The following is a 15,102-nucleotide window of genomic DNA, read 5'->3' on the forward strand; positions in this document are numbered from 1 at the left end:
CAAGGAGGCCGCAATGCGCACTTCTGTCTTCACCCGGGGTACGACCGCACCACCGCCACGCCGCGCTTTCCGCCGTGCAGTGGTCATCGCAGCCGTCGCCGCCCTCGGCGCCGGCCTGCTGGCCGGCTGCGCCGAGGATTCCGAGGACGCCTCGTCCAGCCCGTCCTCCGGCGGCGGGAAGGGGAAGACGACGATCACCGTCGGCGTCTTCGGTGCCTTCGGTCTGAAGGAGGCGGGGCTGTACGACGCGTACATGAAGCTCCACCCCGAGATCAACATCGAGCAGACGTCGATCGAGCGGAACGAGAACTACTACCCGCAGCTGCTCACCCACCTCGCCTCGGGCAGCGGTCTCGCCGACATCCAGGCGATCGAGGTCAACAACATCGCCGAGATCGCCCAGACGCAGTCCTCCAAGCTGGTGGACCTGGGCAAGACCGCCGGGGTGAAGAAGGAGAACTTCCTGGAGTGGAAGTGGTCCCAGGGCACGGACAAGAGCGGCAAGACCGTCGCGCTCGGTACCGACATCGGACCCCAGGGCATCTGCTACCGCAAGGACCTCTTCGAGAAGGCCGGGCTTCCCACCGACCGCGAGGAAGTCGGCGCGCTGTGGGCCGGTGACTGGCAGAAGTTCCTCGCCGCGGGCGAGAAGTACAAGGCGAAGGCACCCAAGGGGACCTCGTTCGTCGACTCCGCCTCCGGGCTGATGAACGCCGTGCAGGGTGGCTCCGCCGCGCGCTACTACGACGAGGACGGGAAGGTCATCTACAAGACCAACCCGGCGGTCAAGGACGCCTGGGACGTCGCTGCCGAGGCGGCCGACCTCGGTCTGACGGCCAAGCTCCAGCAGTTCCAGCCCTCGTGGGACCAGGCCATCGTGAACGGCACCTTCGCCACGATCTCCTGCCCGCCGTGGATGATCGGCTACATCAAGGACAAGGGCGCCGAGAAGACCGAGGGCAAGTGGGACGTCGCCGCGGCACCCAAGAGCAGTAACTGGGGCGGTTCCTTCCTGACCGTGCCCGAGGCCGGCAAGAACAAGGAGGAGGCCGCCAAGCTCGTCGCGTGGCTGACCGCCCCCGAGCAGCAGGCCACGTTCTTCGCCAAGCGGGGCAGCTTCCCGAGCGCGCAGGCCGCGTTCTCGCTGCCCGAGGTCGCCGACGCCAAGGACCCGTACGTCAACGACGCCCCGATCGGCAAGATCTTCTCCGACGCCGCCAAGAACATCCCGGTGACCGTCGTCGGCCCGAAGGACCTGATCATCGCCCAGAACCTGGCCGATGTCGGCATGCTCCAGGTCGACCAGAAGGGCGTCTCGTCCGAGGACGGCTGGAACGCCGCGGTGAAGGCGATCGACAACGCCCTGGAGAAGTGACCTCCGGTGAGCGGAACGACTAGCAAGTCCCGCACGGCCGCGCCCCTCTCCGAGGGGGGCGCGGCCCCGCGCCGCGTGGGCGGCAGCGGCTCCCCGGGCCCCGTCCGCAGCGAGCGGCGCAGCCGCCTGTACCGGTGGGACCTGAAGTGGAGTCCGTACGCCTTCGTGGCCCCGTTCTTCGTCTTCTTCCTGGCCTTCGGCCTGTTCCCGCTGATCTACACGGGCTGGGCCTCGCTCCACCAGGTCGAGCTGACCGCCCCGAACGACATGGAATGGATCGGGCTGCGCAACTTCTCCAGGCTGATGGAGGACGAGTTCTTCTGGAACGCGCTGCGCAACACCCTGACCATCGGGGTCCTCTCCACGGTCCCGCAGCTGCTGATCGCCCTGGGTATCGCGCATCTGCTCAACTACCGGCTGCGCGGCTCGATGTTCTTCCGGGTCGCCATCCTCACGCCGTACGCGACGAGTGTGGCCGCGGCGACGCTCGTGTTCGTGATGCTGTTCGGCCGTGACATCGGGATGGTCAACTGGGTGCTGGGTCAGGTCGGTTTCGGCCCGGTGGACTGGGAGAACGGCGAGTGGACCTCGCAGCTCGCCGTCTCGACCATCGTCGTCTGGCGGTGGACCGGCTACAACGCGCTGATCTATCTGGCGGCGATGCAGGCGATCCCCAACGACCTCTACGAGTCGGCGGCCCTGGACGGCGCCACCCGCTGGCAGCAGTTCGTCCATGTGACGATCCCGTCGCTGCGGCCGACGATCCTCTTCACCTGCGTGGTGTCGACGATCGGCGCGACCCAGCTCTTCGGTGAGCCGCTCCTGTTCAACCGGGGCGCGGGTGCCACCGGCGGGGCCAACCACCAGTTCCAGACGCTCGGTCTCTACCTGTACGAGCAGGGCTGGGTCAATCTCCACCTCGGCCGGGCCTCGGCCATCGCCTGGACGATGTTCCTGATCCTTCTGCTGATCGGCGCCGTCAACTGGCTGGTCGGCCGTCGTCTGCGCAAGAGCTCATGAGGGGCGACACGATGACAACCCTGATTCCGGCGGAGCCGGTGAGCCCGCCGAAGGCGCCGCCGGGCAAGCGGAAGCGGCGGCGCGGCGGGGAACGCGCCGGCAAGCAGCTGTACGGCGGCAAGTTCACCTACGCGGTGCTGATCGTCTTCACGGTGGGCTCGCTCTTCCCCCTGGTGTGGACGGCGATCGCGGCGTCCCGCAACAACCACCGGCTGGCGCAGAATCCGCCGCCGTTCTGGTTCGGCGGCAATCTCTTCAAGAACCTGGAGATCGCCTGGACCGACGCCAACATGGGGTCGGCCCTGATCAACACGGCGATCGTCGCCGGTTCCATCACCGTGGGCACGGTCGTCTTCTCCACGCTGGCGGGCTTCGCCTTCGCCAAGCTCCGCTTCCGGTTCAAGAACGTCCTGCTGCTGCTGGTCATCGGCACGATGATGGTGCCGCCGCAGCTCAGCGTCGTACCGCTGTACATGATGATCGCCAAGCTGCAGTGGACCGATCAGCTCCAGGCCGTGATCCTGCCGACCCTGGTGAGCGCCTTCGGGGTGTTCTTCATGCGGCAGTACCTGATCGGGGCGCTGCCCACCGAACTGATCGAGGCGGCCCGGGTCGACGGGGCCAGCAGTCTGCGCATCGTGTGGCACGTGGTCTTCCCGGCCGCGCGGCCGGCGATGGCGGTGCTCGGGATGCTCACCTTCGTCATGGCGTGGAACGACTTCTTCTGGCCGATCATCGCGCTGACCCAGAACGGGAGTCCCACCGTGCAGGTGGCGCTGACCGGGCTCGGCCGCGGCTACATCCCCGACCAGTCGGTGATCATGGCCGGCGCACTGCTCGGCACGCTGCCCCTGCTGGCCGTCTTCGTGATCTTCGGCAAGCAGATCGTCGGCGGCATCATGCAGGGCGCCGTCAAGGGCTGATCCCCCGCGCCCTCTTTCTCCTTTCTCAGGACTCTCAGGACTCTCACGGAGGCTCTTCATGTCCGCACACTTTCCGCCCGGTTTCCTCTGGGGCACCGCGACCTCCGCCCATCAGATCGAGGGCGCGGTACGGGAGGACGGCCGTACCCCCTCCATCTGGGACACCTTCAGTCACACGCCGGGCAAGACGGAGGGCGGCGACCACGCCGACGTCGCCACCGATCACTACCACCGCCGCACCGAGGACGTGCAGCTGATCGCGGACCTCGGGGTGAACGCGTACCGCTTCTCCGTCTCCTGGTCCCGGGTGCAGCCCACCGGGCGCGGTCCCGCGGTCCAGCGCGGCCTGGACTTCTACCGCCTCCTGGTGGACGAGCTCCTGGAGCGCGGCGTGAAGCCGATGCTCACGCTCTACCACTGGGACCTCCCGCAGGAGCTGGAGAACACCGGCGGCTGGACGGCGCGGGAGACCGCCCATCGCTTCGCCGAGTACGCGGGCATCGTCGCGGAGGCGCTCGGCGACCGGGTGGAGCTGTGGACCACCCTCAACGAGCCCTGGTGCAGCGCCTTCCTCGGATACGGCTCCGGGGTGCACGCCCCGGGACGTACGGAGCCGGTCGCCACGCTGCGCGCCGCCCACCACCTGAATCTGGCGCACGGTCTGGGTACGCAGGCGCTGCGTGCGGCGCTGCCCGCCCGCGCGCAGGTCTCGCTGAGCCTCAACCCGAGTGCGGTGCGGGCGCGGACGCAGTCGCCGCAGGACCTGGACGCCAAGCGCCGGATCGACGCGCTGGCCAACCGGATCTTCTCGGACCCGGTGCTCAAGGGCTCCTACCCGCAGGACCTGTTCGAGGACACGGCCCGGCTGACCGACTGGTCGTTCGTGGAGCCGGGCGATCTCGCGGCGATCAACCAGCCGCTGGACTCGCTGGGCATCAACTACTACACGCCGGCGGTCGTCTCCGACGGCAGTGACCTGGAGGGCCCGCGCCGCGACGGACACGGGGCGAGCGAGCACTCGCCGTGGCCGGGTTCGGAGCACGTCGCCTTCCACCAGCCGCCCGGCGAACAGACCGAGATGGGCTGGTCGATCGACCCCTCGGGGCTGCACGACCTGTTGATGCGGTACACGAAGGAGGCGCCGGGCATGCCTCTGATGATCACGGAGAACGGTGCGGCGTACACCGACAAGGCGGGGGACGACGGTGTGGTGCACGACGAGGAGCGCATCCGCTATCTGCACGGCCATCTGTCGGCGGTCCACCGGGCGATAGCGGACGGGGCCGACGTGCGCGGCTACTTCCTCTGGTCCCTGATGGACAACTTCGAGTGGGCGTACGGCTACGGCAAGCGCTTCGGCATCGTGCACGTGGACTACCCCACCCAGACGCGCACGCCGAAGGCCAGCGCCCACTGGTACGGCGAGCTGGCGAGGTCGGGAGTCCTGCCGAAGCCGCCGACCGGCTGAACGCCACGGACCGGGGCACGGCGGAACGAGGGTGCCGCCGTGCCCCACTCCTGTAATTTCCCCCTTATGTCCCTCTTGATCAGATGTCTGACGGTGTGGGGCTCGTGATCGTCATCCTCGACCACTGAACCGCACGGGAGCGGACGCCACCATGCCCAAGACCACCCTCAGCCGTGAAGAGATCCGGTCCCTCGCCCGGCTCAGCCCGTTCGAGCTGAAGGACGCGTTCATCGCCCTCGCCCGTAACGCGCAGAGCGACAAGCCCGGCCAGAAGGGCAAGACCACCCGGGCCATGCTCAACGCGGGCCGCGGCAACCCGAACTGGGTGGCCACCGGCCCCCGCGAGGCGTACCACGCCCTCGGCTACTTCGCGCTCTCCGAGTCCCGCCGGGTGTGGACGGCGGACAACCTGGGCGGCATGCCGGAGGAGGAGGGCTCCGCCGACCGCTTCGACTCCTTCGTCCGTACGCATCCGGAGCTGCCCGGCATCGAGCTGCTGAAGGCGAGCTTCGACCTCGCGGTCAAGCGGTTCGGCTTCGACCGGGACGCCTTCGTGCACGAGATGGCGGACTCCTCGATCGGCGACAACTACCCCGTGCCAGAACGGATTCTGCGCCACACCGAGGAGATCGTGCGCGGGTACGTCACGGACGAGATGTTCGACCACCGTCCGCCGGAGAACCAGACGCTGAGCCTGTTCGCCACGGAGGGCGGCACGGCGGCGATGTGCTACGTCTTCGACTCGCTGACGAAGAACGGCATCCTGAGGAAGGGCGACCGGATCGCGCTGATGGTGCCGGTCTTCACCCCGTACCTGGAGATCCCCGAACTGGACACGTACGAGTTCGACGTGGTCCACGTCGAGGCGAACCTGTTCACCGAGACCGGGGTGCGCCAGTGGCGCTACCCGCCCGAGGAGATCGCCAAGCTGGCCGACCCGGCGGTGAAGCTGGTCTGCTGCGTCAATCCGAGCAACCCGCCCTCCCTGGCGCTGGCCCCGCACGTCGCCGAGCAGATCGTCTCGATCGTGGCGGAGGAGAACCCGAACCTGATCGTCGTCACCGACGACGTGTACGGGACGTTCGTGGAGGGCTTCCGCTCGCTCGCCGCCGATCTCCCGCGCAACACCCTGCTCGTGTACTCGTACTCCAAGCACTACGGCGCCACCGGGTGGCGCCTCGGGGTGATCGGGCTCCACGACGACAACGTGATCGACGCGATGCTGGCGGCGCGGGGCCCGAACGAGAAGGCCCGGCTGAACAAGCGGTACGGGACGCTCTCCCCGGAACCCGAGAAGATCCGGTTCATCGACCGGCTGGTCGCGGACTCCCGGCAGGTCGCACTGAACCACACCGCGGGGCTCTCCCTCCCCCAGCAGGTGATGATGTCGCTGTTCTCGCTCTTCGACATGCTGGACGAGGGCCAGGCGTACAAGCACCGCATCCGCGCGATCGTCCGGCAGCGCCTGGACCTCCTGCTGGAGGGCGTCCACATGAAGGTCTCCGAGGACCCCAAGCGGGCGGCCTACTACATCGAGCTGGACCTGCTCGCCGAGGCCGAGCGGGTGCACGGCAAGCCGTTCGCCGACTTCCTGGAGAAGAACTACGAGCCGGTCGACCCGCTGTTCCGGCTGGCCGAGCAGACCTCCGTCGTCCTGCTGAACGGCGGCGGCTTCGACGGGCCCGAGTGGTCGGTACGGGTCTCACTGGCCAACCTGGACGACCTCGACTACCTGAAGATCGGCCACCATCTGCGGGCGATTTTCAACGAGTACGCGGAGGAGTGGAAGGCCCGGTAGCAGCCCGTCCGGCGGCTGACGAGGTCTCCGCAATGGGGCGCGCACCCCGGCCGGGTGTGGGGGGACGTGGGGCCCGGCCGGGGCGCGCGGGGGGGGGTGGCGGTCTATAGGGACTACTTGTACGCGCCGAACGCCTTCGTGAAGGCCAGGGGCTCCTGGGCGATCGAGCTGCAACTGGCGTCCGCCGTCGGCTGAGCGCCGCCCGGGCACGCCTTGTCCCGCGTGCCGGACCACATCGCCAGCCGACCGATGCCCTTCTCCTGGGCGAACTTCACCAGCTGGGTGGCATCCTCGACCGTGAAGATCTCGGTGACGACATCGTTGACGCCGATCATCGGCGTGACCGCGACGGCCTTCCACGCGGCGCTGTCGGAGAGGCCGAGCACACCCTTGATCTGCGCCTGGGTGGCCGTGGCCGCCTGGGTGGCGTACGTGCCCATGTCGCCGCTGTACGCGGGGCCGTAGTCCATCGCCATGACGTTGACCGCGTCGACGCGGACGCCGTTCTTCCCGGCGTCGGCGATCAGGTCCACACCCGGCTGGGTCAGCCCCTCGGGCATGACCGGCAGGGTGAAGGAGACGTCCAGCCCGGGGTGCGCCTTCTGGAGCTGGGCGATGGCCTGGGAGCGGCGGGAGTTGGCGGCCGTGTCGGGCAGCGCACCGCCCTCGATGTCGAAGTCGACCTTGGTGAGCCCGTACGCGTCGATGACCTTCCCGTACGCCTCGGCGAGGGCGGACGCGGAGGAACAGTGGAGGGCCAGTTCGGCGCCGGCCGCACCGCCGAAGGAGACCCGGACGTCACCGCCCTTCGCCCGCAGCGCGTCGATCTGCGCGGCGACCTTGTCGTCGCCGAGCCCGGTGACACCGCCCCAGAGGGGGGCGCAGCTGCCGCCGGAGGTGATGAAGGCGAGGTTGAACTCCTTCACACCGGTCTTCGTGACGGTGTCCAGGAGGTCGTACGAGGGGTAGAGCGAGGTGTCGATGTACGGGGCGAAGCCGGCGGAGGTGGTTCCGCCACCGGTGCCGCCCGTCTCGGACGGGGTGGGCACCGGCGTCGTGCTCGGGGTGGCGGTCGGGGCCGGGGTCGCGGTCTCGGAGACCGTGGGGGTGGGCTTCGGCGTGGGGGACGCGGTGCCGGTGGGACGGCCGCTCGGCTCCGGCGTGGTGCCGGGACCGGCCGAGCAGGCGGCCTCGTCGATGAGGCAGCCGGTCGGGTCCGCCGCGGTGCCGGCCGAGGTGGTGACGAAGCCGACCGTGACGGACGCGCCGGGGGCGAGCCCGCCGTCCCAGCTCGCGGGCTTCACCGTGACGTGGCTGCCGCTGACCGTGTGCTCGGCGTTCCAGAGGGAGCTGATCGTCGTGCCCGTGGGCAGGTCGAATTCGAGCGTCCAGTCCGACCGGGACTCGGCGCTGTCGTTCGTGACGACGTACTGGCCCGTGTAGCCACCGGTCCAGCCGCTGGTCCTGGTGTACGTCGCGCCGACCGCGGCGGCCTGGGCGGTGCCGGTCAGGGCGAAGACCGTGCCGCCGATCACTGCCGCGGCGACGACGGCGCCGACCGCCTTGGTCCGGGTGCTCGCCGTGCGGCGGTGCGTGCTGGTGCCCATCGGGTGACTGCCTCTGTCCTGCGGGGGGTGGGGGTTCGCGGCAGACGCTAGCGGCACCGAAGGCGGCAAATGGGGCTCTTCGGACGGCGGTTGATGTTCTTAGGGTTGGCTTAAGGGGCGCATCGGCGCCGGTTAATGCTGGGTGCCCGCGCCGGAGCCACCCCGGAACTCTGTGTTCCGACGCAGCACTCCGCGTCGCTGCCGTCCGACCCGGTGTCCGCGCCTGCCCCGCTCGGGCCGACGGCCGTCGAGCCCTATCCAGATCCGTACCTCGGTGCCGCCGAGCACCGACCGTCCGATCCGCAGATCGCCCCCGGTGGACTCCGCGACCCTGCGCACGATGTCGAGCCCGAGCCCGGTCGAGCCCACCGCGCCCGCCGCACCGCCGCGTCCGCTGGTACCGCGGGTCAGCGCCGCGCGGGGGTCGGCGATACCGGGTCCCGCGTCGGACACCAGCACGATGACCGCGTCGCCGCTGTGGTGCACGTCGACGGAGAAGGCGGTGCCCTCCGGGGTGTGCCGGAAGACGTTGCCGAGCAACGCGTCCAGGGCCGCCGCCAGTTCGGGCCTGGCGACCGGGATCCGTACCGTGCGGTCCACTCCCGCCAGCCGCACCGTGCGCCCCTCGTCCTCGGCGAGCGCGGACCAGAACCCCATCCGCTCCCGGATCACCTCCGACGCGTCGCAGCCGGCGCCCGCGCCCGACGGGGCGCCCTGGGTCTGGGGGCGTTGCTCGCGGGCGGTGCGGATGATCGTGTCGACCTCGTGCTCCAGCTGCTCGACCGCGGCCCGGGTCTGCTCGGCGGCCGGACCCTCGCCCAGCGAAGCCGCGTTGAGACGGAGCACGGTGAGCGGGGTGCGCAGACGGTGCGAGAGGTCGGCGGCCAGTTCGCGTTCGTTGGCCAGCAGTTGGACCACCTGGTCGGCCATCGAGTTGAACGCGACGGCGGCCGAGCGCAGTTCGGTCGGCCCCTCCTCCGGGACCCGCGTTCCGAGCCTGCCCTCCCCCAGGTCCTGGGCGGCGCCCGCGAGCCGCTGTGCGGGCTCGACCATCCGTACGCCGAGCCGGTCGGCGACCGCGACCGAGCCGACGATCAGCGCGATACCGACTCCGGCCAGCACCAGCCAGGCGGTGCCGACCCCGTTGGAGACCTCGCCCTCGGGCACGAAGACCTCGACCACGGCGATGTCCCCGGAACCCAGCGCCGTCGGCTGGAGCAGCACCGAACCGCCGGTGACCTCGGCGATCGCGGCGCGCCCCGACTCCCGTACGGTCTCCAGGTCCTTGCGGGTGGCCCGCCGGCTGCCGATCTCCAGCGCCCGCCGGTCCGGTTCCTCGGCGGCGGGGACATGGACGGCGAGCCGGCCCTCGTCGCCCGGTTCGGTGGACAGGACGGCCCGGGTCAGTTCCTTGCGGTCGGTGGTGATCGAGAGGGTCGGCCCGATGGTGGCCGCCTGCCGCTCGGCGTCGGTGAAGGCCCGGTCCCGGGCCATTTCCTTGATGACGAGGCCGAGCGGTACCGCGAAGGCGATGACGACCATCGCCGTGACGGCCAGACAGACCTTGACGAGGGCCCATCTCATGCCGGCGGCTCCAGCTTCACACCGACACCGCGCAGGGTGTGCAGATAGCGCGGCCGGGCGGCGGTCTCGCCCAGTTTGCGGCGCAGCCACGAGAGATGGACGTCGATGGTCTGGTCGTCGCCGTAGGACTGCTGCCAGACCTCCGCGAGCAGTTCCCTGCGGGCCACGACCACACCGGGCCGGCCGGCCAGAAAGGTCAGGAGGTCGAATTCGCGGCGGGTCAGATCGAGGGTGGCCCCGTCCAGTTCGGCCTGCCGGCGCAGCGGGTCTATGGAGAGCCCGCCGACCTGGATGACGCGCGGCGGCGGCGCCTCGCCGCCGGCCGCCCGGGAACGGCGCAGCACGGCGGCCATCCGCGCCGAGAGGTGTTCCACCGAGAACGGCTTGGTCAGGTAGTCGTCGGCCCCGTCGTTGAGGAGGCGCACGATCTCGGCCTCGTCGTCCCGCGCCGTCGCGATGATGACGGGGACGTCGGTGATGGAGCGGAGCATCTTCAGTGCCTCGGCTCCGTCGAGGTCGGGCAGTCCGAGGTCGAGGATGACCACGTCGAATCCGAAATGCGCGACCTCGCGCAGCGCTTCGAGCGCGGTGCCGACACTCCGCACGGTGTGGGATGCCTCGCTGAGGTGCCGGATGAGGGCGGAACGTACGAACTGGTCGTCCTCGACCACGAGCACTCTTGCCATGGGCGGCACCGTACGCCATTCGCCCGCCCGTGGTGCCGGGCCGGTCCTCTCCGGGACAGCGGAGGCCCGTGTGGTGCAGGATGTCCCGGATGCAACGAGGACTCGTACACGCGATCGCGTGGTCGCTCGCCACCGGGGCGGCGGTCACGCTGTCGTGGTGGGGTGTGCACACGGTGATGGCGGGGACCGCCTACGACCCGCCGCGCGCGGTGCCCCTGGCCGTGGGGGCGCCCACCGGGCAGAGCACGCAGGAACCGGTGTCCTCGTCCACGCACCGCCCCGCGCCGTCCCCCTCCTCGCGCACGGCCGCCCCCCGCACCACGCCTCCGGCCACCCGGAAACCGTCCCGTACCCCGTCCCGTACGCCGTCGAGCAGCCCGGCGCCCGCACAGTCCTCGGCCCCCTCGGGCGAGGTGAAGAGCTACAGCACGGACGGCGGGCGGGCCGTGTTCGAGCTGGGGAGCAGCTCGGCGAAGCTGGTGTCGGCGACCCCGGAGCCCGGCTGGTCGATGCAGGTGTGGACGAACACGACCTGGATCAGGGTCAATTTCAGCGACGAGACCGGGGCGACGTACTCGCTGTTCTGCACCTGGAACGACCATCCGCCGCAGGTCCAGATCGTCGGCCCGTAGCGTCGCGCCTACGTGAACGTCGAGGGCGGGGGTGCCGGGGACGCCTTGGCGCCCGCGTCCGTGACGGGGGCGGCGCCTCCGGTGAAGTCCGCGAGCGCCCGCCCGTGTTCGACCCGGCCGGGGTGCGGATCGGTCGCGACCCGGCGGGTGAGTTCGGCGACGGCGAGCGGCAGATCCGAGGCGAGCAGCACGGCGTTGCCGAAGCGCCGGCCGCGCCAGACGGTCGGGTCGGCGGCGAGTGCCAGCTCGGGGAAGAGCGTGGCGGCGGTGGCGATCTGGCCGCGGAGGTGGGCCAGCGGCGGTCCGTCGGCGAGGTTGGCGACGTACTGTCCGCCGGGCTTCAGGACGCGGCGGACCTCGGCGAGGAATTCTGCCGAGGTGAGGTGCGCGGGGGTACGGGCTCCGCTGAAGACGTCGGCGATGACGAGGTCCGCCCAGCCGTCCTGGATCTTGGCGAGTCCGGCGCGGGCGTCGGCGGAACGGACGCGTATCCGGGCCTGCGGGTCCAACGGAAGCTCCCGGCGGACCAGTTGGACGAGCGCCGCGTCGACCTCGATGATCTGCTGGGTGGAGCGCGGGCGGGTCGCGGCGACGTAGCGGGCGAGCGTGAAGGCCCCGCCGCCGAGGTGCAGCACCTGCAGGGGCTGCTGGGCGGGCGCGGCGAGATCGATCATGTGGCCGATCCTGCGCTGGTACTCGAAGGACAGGAACGAGGGATCGTCGAGGTCCACGTGCGACTGCGGGGCGTCGTCCAGCAGCAGCGTCCAGCCGTGGGGCCGCTCGCGGTCGGGCACCAGCTCGGCTCGACCGCCGTCCACCTCCGCCACGAGGGGCTCCCGCTTGCGGTCGGACCGCTTCCGGGCGCTCGCGCCTCCTGCCGACGCTCCTCGACGTGCCACGCCTGCTCGCCCTTGCTCGTCCGTTGCGGGGCCGGTACGCCACTGCTCCACCGGCGGCGGCAGGAGATCCGGCCGTCCGGCCATTATGGACTCACTGGCAGTTGTCGGCCGCCTCGATCAGCCGGGCCGCCTGGCCCAGGGCCTCCCGGAGGACGGCCGGGTCGGTGACCGGTGCGTCGGCGGCCGGCGGCAGCAGCCAGCCGCTGCCGGAGACGGGGGGCTCGGCGGGGATGCGGAATCCACGGCCGTTCGTCCGCGTACAGGCGCTGCCGGGTACGTCCCAGGCGTCGGCCGTTCCGGGCGGTACGAGGAATCCGAGGGTGGCGCAGGCGCCGTCGTGGAGGACCGGGCCCACGGCCTCCAGGTCGGGGCCGCGGCGCAGGATGTCGACCGCCTCCAGGCCCTGCCGGGCCGGGACCGTGACCAGGTCGCACGGTTCACCCGCCGGTGCGGGGGATGCGGCCTGCGCGGGTGCGGGTGGTGCGGCGGGTGGTGCGGTCGTGGGGTGCGCCGCGGTCGTCAGTGAGCCGGTCTCCGTGCCGAGGTGCAGCAAGGGAACCCCTCCTCTCGTCGCCGAACGGAGCCTGACTCCGTCTCCACGTGGACCAACGCGTCCACGGCGTCAAGGGCTACGGCACCACGCCGCCACAAAGGATGGCAGTTCATGGCGGATCACGGGCGAGATATCCCCTTTGTACGCAAACACTCCGTGTGCGTCCCGTCACAGCAGGTACGTTCTTGCTCCGCCGGGACAACGGAACAAGCGCCCGGCTGCACCAGAGAGGGCCCAGCCATGGTGTCGACACGGCCAGTTCCCAACCTCGCCTTCCGCCGGCTGCGCGGACAGCGCTCCGCGGGGGAGTTCGCGGCGGCGGTCCGCCGCGCGGCGCGGGAGATCGGTGAACAGGTCGCCTGCGACGCCCGGTACATCGGCCGCGTGGAGTCCGGCGAGATCCGCTGCCCCAACTACGCGTACGAACGGGTCTTCCTCCACATGTTCCCCGGGGCCGGCCTTGCGGACCTGGGCTTCTCGGCCCGCGAGACCGTGCGTGGCCGGGGGGCGCGCACTCCGGACGCGGACGCTCCGGCGCACCGCACCACTCCACCGCCCCCCACGCTCCACAGCGACACCGACGAGGAGAGCGACGTGCTGCGTCGCATGTTCATGACCAGCGGGACCGCCACGGTGGCTGCCGCGTCCCTGGGCCTCGGCGGCGCATCCGCCGCCGCCCTGACCAGCCTGCCCGCACAGCGCCGGGTGGGCGAGGCCGAAGTGACCGCCGTCGAGAAGGCGGTGCGGCAGATCCGGCTGCTGGACGACCGGCACGGGGCCGACGGCCTCTACCGGCGGGCCGCCCAGCCGCTCCGGGCTGCGTACGCCCTGCTCGACGCGGGAACGACCACGCGCCGCGCCACCGCGGACCGGCTGCACGCGGGCGCGGGCGAGCTGGCGATCTCGGTGGGCTGGCTGGCCCACGACTCGGGCCGCTTCGAGGACGCCCGCTCCCACTACGCGGAGGCGCTGGCGACGGCGCGGCTGGCGGGGGACGCGGCGCTGGAGGCGCACGCCTTCTGCAACGCGTCGTTCCTGGCCAGGGATACGGGACGGCCGCGCGAGGCGGTGCGCGCGGCGGAGGCCGGCCAGCGGGCCGCCCGGCCGCTGGGCTCCCCGCGGCTGCTGGCGCTGCTGGCCCTGCGGGAGGCGGGGGGCCGGGCGGGGCTCGGTGACCGCACGGGGTGCGACCAGGCGATCGGGCGGGCGCACGCCGCGTTCGAGCGGGGGGCGACCGTGTCCGACCCGGAGTGGATGACCTTCTTCCGCGAGGCGGAGATGGAGATGCTGCAGGCCCAGTGCTGGTCGGCGCTGGGCGACTGGCCGCGGGCGGCGCGTCACGCGCGGCGGGCCACCCGGTTCCAGGACCCGCACTTCACACGGAACCTGGCGCTCTACCGGGCCCAGCTGACCGGCGACCTGGCACGCGCCGGGATCGCGGACGAGGCGGCGGCAGCGGGACACGCGGTGCTGGACCTGCTGGACCAGGTCCAGTCTTCCCGCATCCGCGCGATGCTGGCGAGCGCGGTGCGGGTGCTGCGGGCGCAGAGCGGTTCGCCTGCGGTCACGGATTTCGTCTCCCGGTACGCGGAGGCGGGCGCGGCCGTGACCGGTCCGTCGGCTCGGCCACCGGCTGCCCGCTGACCGCTATCCGTCCAGGTGACCCGTGTCGTTCCAGCGCTCCAGCGCGGGCATGCCGTACGCCCAGCCCAGCACCGACAGCGACGTCGGGTCGAGCCGGATGCGCGCCGCGAACGACACGTCCTCCCCCAGCCACCGCGCCCCCAGGGCCCGCAGGATGTGGCCGTGGGCGAAGACCAGGACATCGCGGTCCGCCGAGCGCGCCCAGTCCACGATCTCGTCCGCACGGGCGGACAGCTCCGCCGGCGTCTCACCCTCCGGCACCCCGTCCCGCCAGATCAGCCAGTCCGGCCGGTCCGCCTTGATCTGGGCCGGGGTCAGGCCCTCGTAGGCCCCGTAGTCCCACTCCATCAGCGCGTCCCACGGCTCCGCCCGCTCACCGAACCCGGCGATCGCACAGGTCTCGGACGCCCGGACGAGCGGGCTGGTCCTGACCTCGACACCCGGCAGGCCCGCCCACGGCTCGCGGTGCAGGCGCTCGCCGAGCAGCTTGGCGCCCTCACGGCCGGTGTCCAGCAGCGGAATGTCCGTCCTGCCGGTGTGATTGCCCTGCACCGACCACTGGGTCTGGCCGTGCCGGGCGAGCAGGATGCGCGGTGCCATGAAGGCTCTCCCTGGAACTGAGATCTCACGATCTGGTAGGTCCCGGACGGCGGTGTCCGTTACGGCGACGAGGGGCGGGAACCGGCCCCGGGCCCGCTCGGGGGCACCGCCGATTCCTCCCGCTCCATCATCTCTCACGTGCCCGGGAGGCAACCCCCGGGGCCGTAACGGCGTCCCTTCCAGCACGGTCCCGGCCACAGCCGGGCCGCCCCGGGTCCGCACCCGCGAACGGGGCGGCCGGAACCGGGACCCCCCAGGGAATCCCGGCCGACGACCGCCGTACGGTTGAATGCCATTCGTCGGCAGCATGAAC

At 71.2% G+C, this 15,102-nt stretch carries 13 protein-coding genes; 7 read left to right on the forward strand and 6 right to left on the reverse strand.

Features of this window, described 5'->3' with window-relative positions:
- The first annotated feature begins 13 nt into the window (after positions 1-13).
- The 5 genes from OG230_RS12685 (at position 14) to OG230_RS12705 (ending at position 6,584) form a co-directional block, all read left to right on the forward strand.
- On the forward strand, positions 14-1,375 hold the full coding sequence (locus OG230_RS12685; RefSeq protein WP_328910296.1) for an ABC transporter substrate-binding protein: 1,362 nt from the start codon (positions 14-16) through the stop codon (positions 1,373-1,375).
- 6 nt (positions 1,376-1,381) lie between these two features.
- The gene (locus OG230_RS12690) at positions 1,382-2,395 is read left to right on the forward strand and encodes a carbohydrate ABC transporter permease (protein ID WP_443051542.1); all 1,014 of its coding nucleotides are present in this window, start codon (positions 1,382-1,384) and stop codon (positions 2,393-2,395) included.
- A gap of 11 nt (positions 2,396-2,406) precedes the next feature.
- Entirely contained in the window at positions 2,407-3,318 is a 912-nt protein-coding gene (locus OG230_RS12695; RefSeq protein ID WP_328910297.1) for a carbohydrate ABC transporter permease, read from the forward strand.
- A gap of 58 nt (positions 3,319-3,376) precedes the next feature.
- Positions 3,377-4,786, forward strand: coding sequence for a GH1 family beta-glucosidase (locus OG230_RS12700; protein ID WP_328910298.1), 1,410 nt, complete (start codon positions 3,377-3,379; stop codon positions 4,784-4,786).
- A 151-nt stretch (positions 4,787-4,937) separates the two neighbouring features.
- On the forward strand, positions 4,938-6,584 hold the full coding sequence (locus OG230_RS12705) for a bifunctional aspartate transaminase/aspartate 4-decarboxylase (protein WP_328910299.1): 1,647 nt from the start codon (positions 4,938-4,940) through the stop codon (positions 6,582-6,584).
- A gap of 113 nt (positions 6,585-6,697) precedes the next feature.
- Here OG230_RS12705 and OG230_RS12710 read toward each other — a convergent pair whose 3' ends face one another.
- From OG230_RS12710 to OG230_RS12720, 3 genes are all read right to left on the reverse strand, one after another.
- Positions 6,698-8,191, reverse strand: a complete 1,494-nt coding sequence (locus tag OG230_RS12710; protein ID WP_328910300.1) for a glycoside hydrolase family 18 protein — start codon at positions 8,189-8,191, stop codon at positions 6,698-6,700.
- Positions 8,192-8,323: 132 nt separating this feature from the next.
- Positions 8,324-9,775, reverse strand: coding sequence for a HAMP domain-containing sensor histidine kinase (locus tag OG230_RS12715; RefSeq protein ID WP_328910301.1), 1,452 nt, complete (start codon positions 9,773-9,775; stop codon positions 8,324-8,326).
- Positions 9,772-10,461: a response regulator transcription factor gene (locus OG230_RS12720; protein WP_328910302.1), complete on the reverse strand. Its 690-nt coding sequence runs from the start codon at positions 10,459-10,461 to the stop codon at positions 9,772-9,774. The genes OG230_RS12715 and OG230_RS12720 overlap by 4 nt, the downstream gene beginning before the upstream one ends.
- 89 nt (positions 10,462-10,550) lie before the next feature.
- Here OG230_RS12720 and OG230_RS12725 point away from each other — a divergent pair, with 89 nt between their 5' ends.
- The gene (locus OG230_RS12725; protein WP_328910303.1) at positions 10,551-11,093 is read left to right on the forward strand and encodes a hypothetical protein; all 543 of its coding nucleotides are present in this window, start codon (positions 10,551-10,553) and stop codon (positions 11,091-11,093) included.
- Positions 11,094-11,101: 8 nt separating this feature from the next.
- On the opposite strand, the gene OG230_RS12730 is transcribed toward OG230_RS12725, so the two are convergent.
- Entirely contained in the window at positions 11,102-11,992 is an 891-nt protein-coding gene (locus OG230_RS12730) for a spermidine synthase (protein WP_328910304.1), read from the reverse strand.
- Between the two features lie 91 nt (positions 11,993-12,083).
- On the reverse strand, positions 12,084-12,545 hold the full coding sequence (locus OG230_RS12735; protein WP_328910305.1) for a hypothetical protein: 462 nt from the start codon (positions 12,543-12,545) through the stop codon (positions 12,084-12,086).
- Between the two features lie 240 nt (positions 12,546-12,785).
- Here OG230_RS12735 and OG230_RS12740 point away from each other — a divergent pair, with 240 nt between their 5' ends.
- Positions 12,786-14,189, forward strand: coding sequence for a tetratricopeptide repeat protein (locus OG230_RS12740; RefSeq protein WP_328910306.1), 1,404 nt, complete (start codon positions 12,786-12,788; stop codon positions 14,187-14,189).
- 3 nt (positions 14,190-14,192) lie between these two features.
- On the opposite strand, the gene OG230_RS12745 is transcribed toward OG230_RS12740, so the two are convergent.
- Positions 14,193-14,789: a histidine phosphatase family protein gene (locus tag OG230_RS12745; protein ID WP_328910307.1), complete on the reverse strand. Its 597-nt coding sequence runs from the start codon at positions 14,787-14,789 to the stop codon at positions 14,193-14,195.
- Between the last annotated feature and the right edge of the window lie 313 nt (positions 14,790-15,102).

The sequence above is a fragment of the Streptomyces sp. NBC_00234 genome, assembly GCF_036195325.1.
Taxonomy (GTDB): domain Bacteria; phylum Actinomycetota; class Actinomycetes; order Streptomycetales; family Streptomycetaceae; genus Streptomyces.

Coding starts and splice junctions, on each gene's coding strand:
- OG230_RS12685 (WP_328910296.1), top strand. CDS start 14: ATGCGCACTTCTGTCTTCACCCGGGGTACGACCGCACCACCGCCACGC.
- OG230_RS12695 (WP_328910297.1), top strand. CDS start 2,407: ATGACAACCCTGATTCCGGCGGAGCCGGTGAGCCCGCCGAAGGCGCCG.
- OG230_RS12700 (WP_328910298.1), top strand. CDS start 3,377: ATGTCCGCACACTTTCCGCCCGGTTTCCTCTGGGGCACCGCGACCTCC.
- OG230_RS12705 (WP_328910299.1), top strand. CDS start 4,938: ATGCCCAAGACCACCCTCAGCCGTGAAGAGATCCGGTCCCTCGCCCGG.
- OG230_RS12710 (WP_328910300.1), bottom strand. CDS start 8,191: ATGGGCACCAGCACGCACCGCCGCACGGCGAGCACCCGGACCAAGGCG.
- OG230_RS12715 (WP_328910301.1), bottom strand. CDS start 9,775: ATGAGATGGGCCCTCGTCAAGGTCTGTCTGGCCGTCACGGCGATGGTC.
- OG230_RS12720 (WP_328910302.1), bottom strand. CDS start 10,461: ATGGCAAGAGTGCTCGTGGTCGAGGACGACCAGTTCGTACGTTCCGCC.
- OG230_RS12725 (WP_328910303.1), top strand. CDS start 10,551: ATGCAACGAGGACTCGTACACGCGATCGCGTGGTCGCTCGCCACCGGG.
- OG230_RS12740 (WP_328910306.1), top strand. CDS start 12,786: ATGGTGTCGACACGGCCAGTTCCCAACCTCGCCTTCCGCCGGCTGCGC.
- OG230_RS12745 (WP_328910307.1), bottom strand. CDS start 14,789: ATGGCACCGCGCATCCTGCTCGCCCGGCACGGCCAGACCCAGTGGTCG.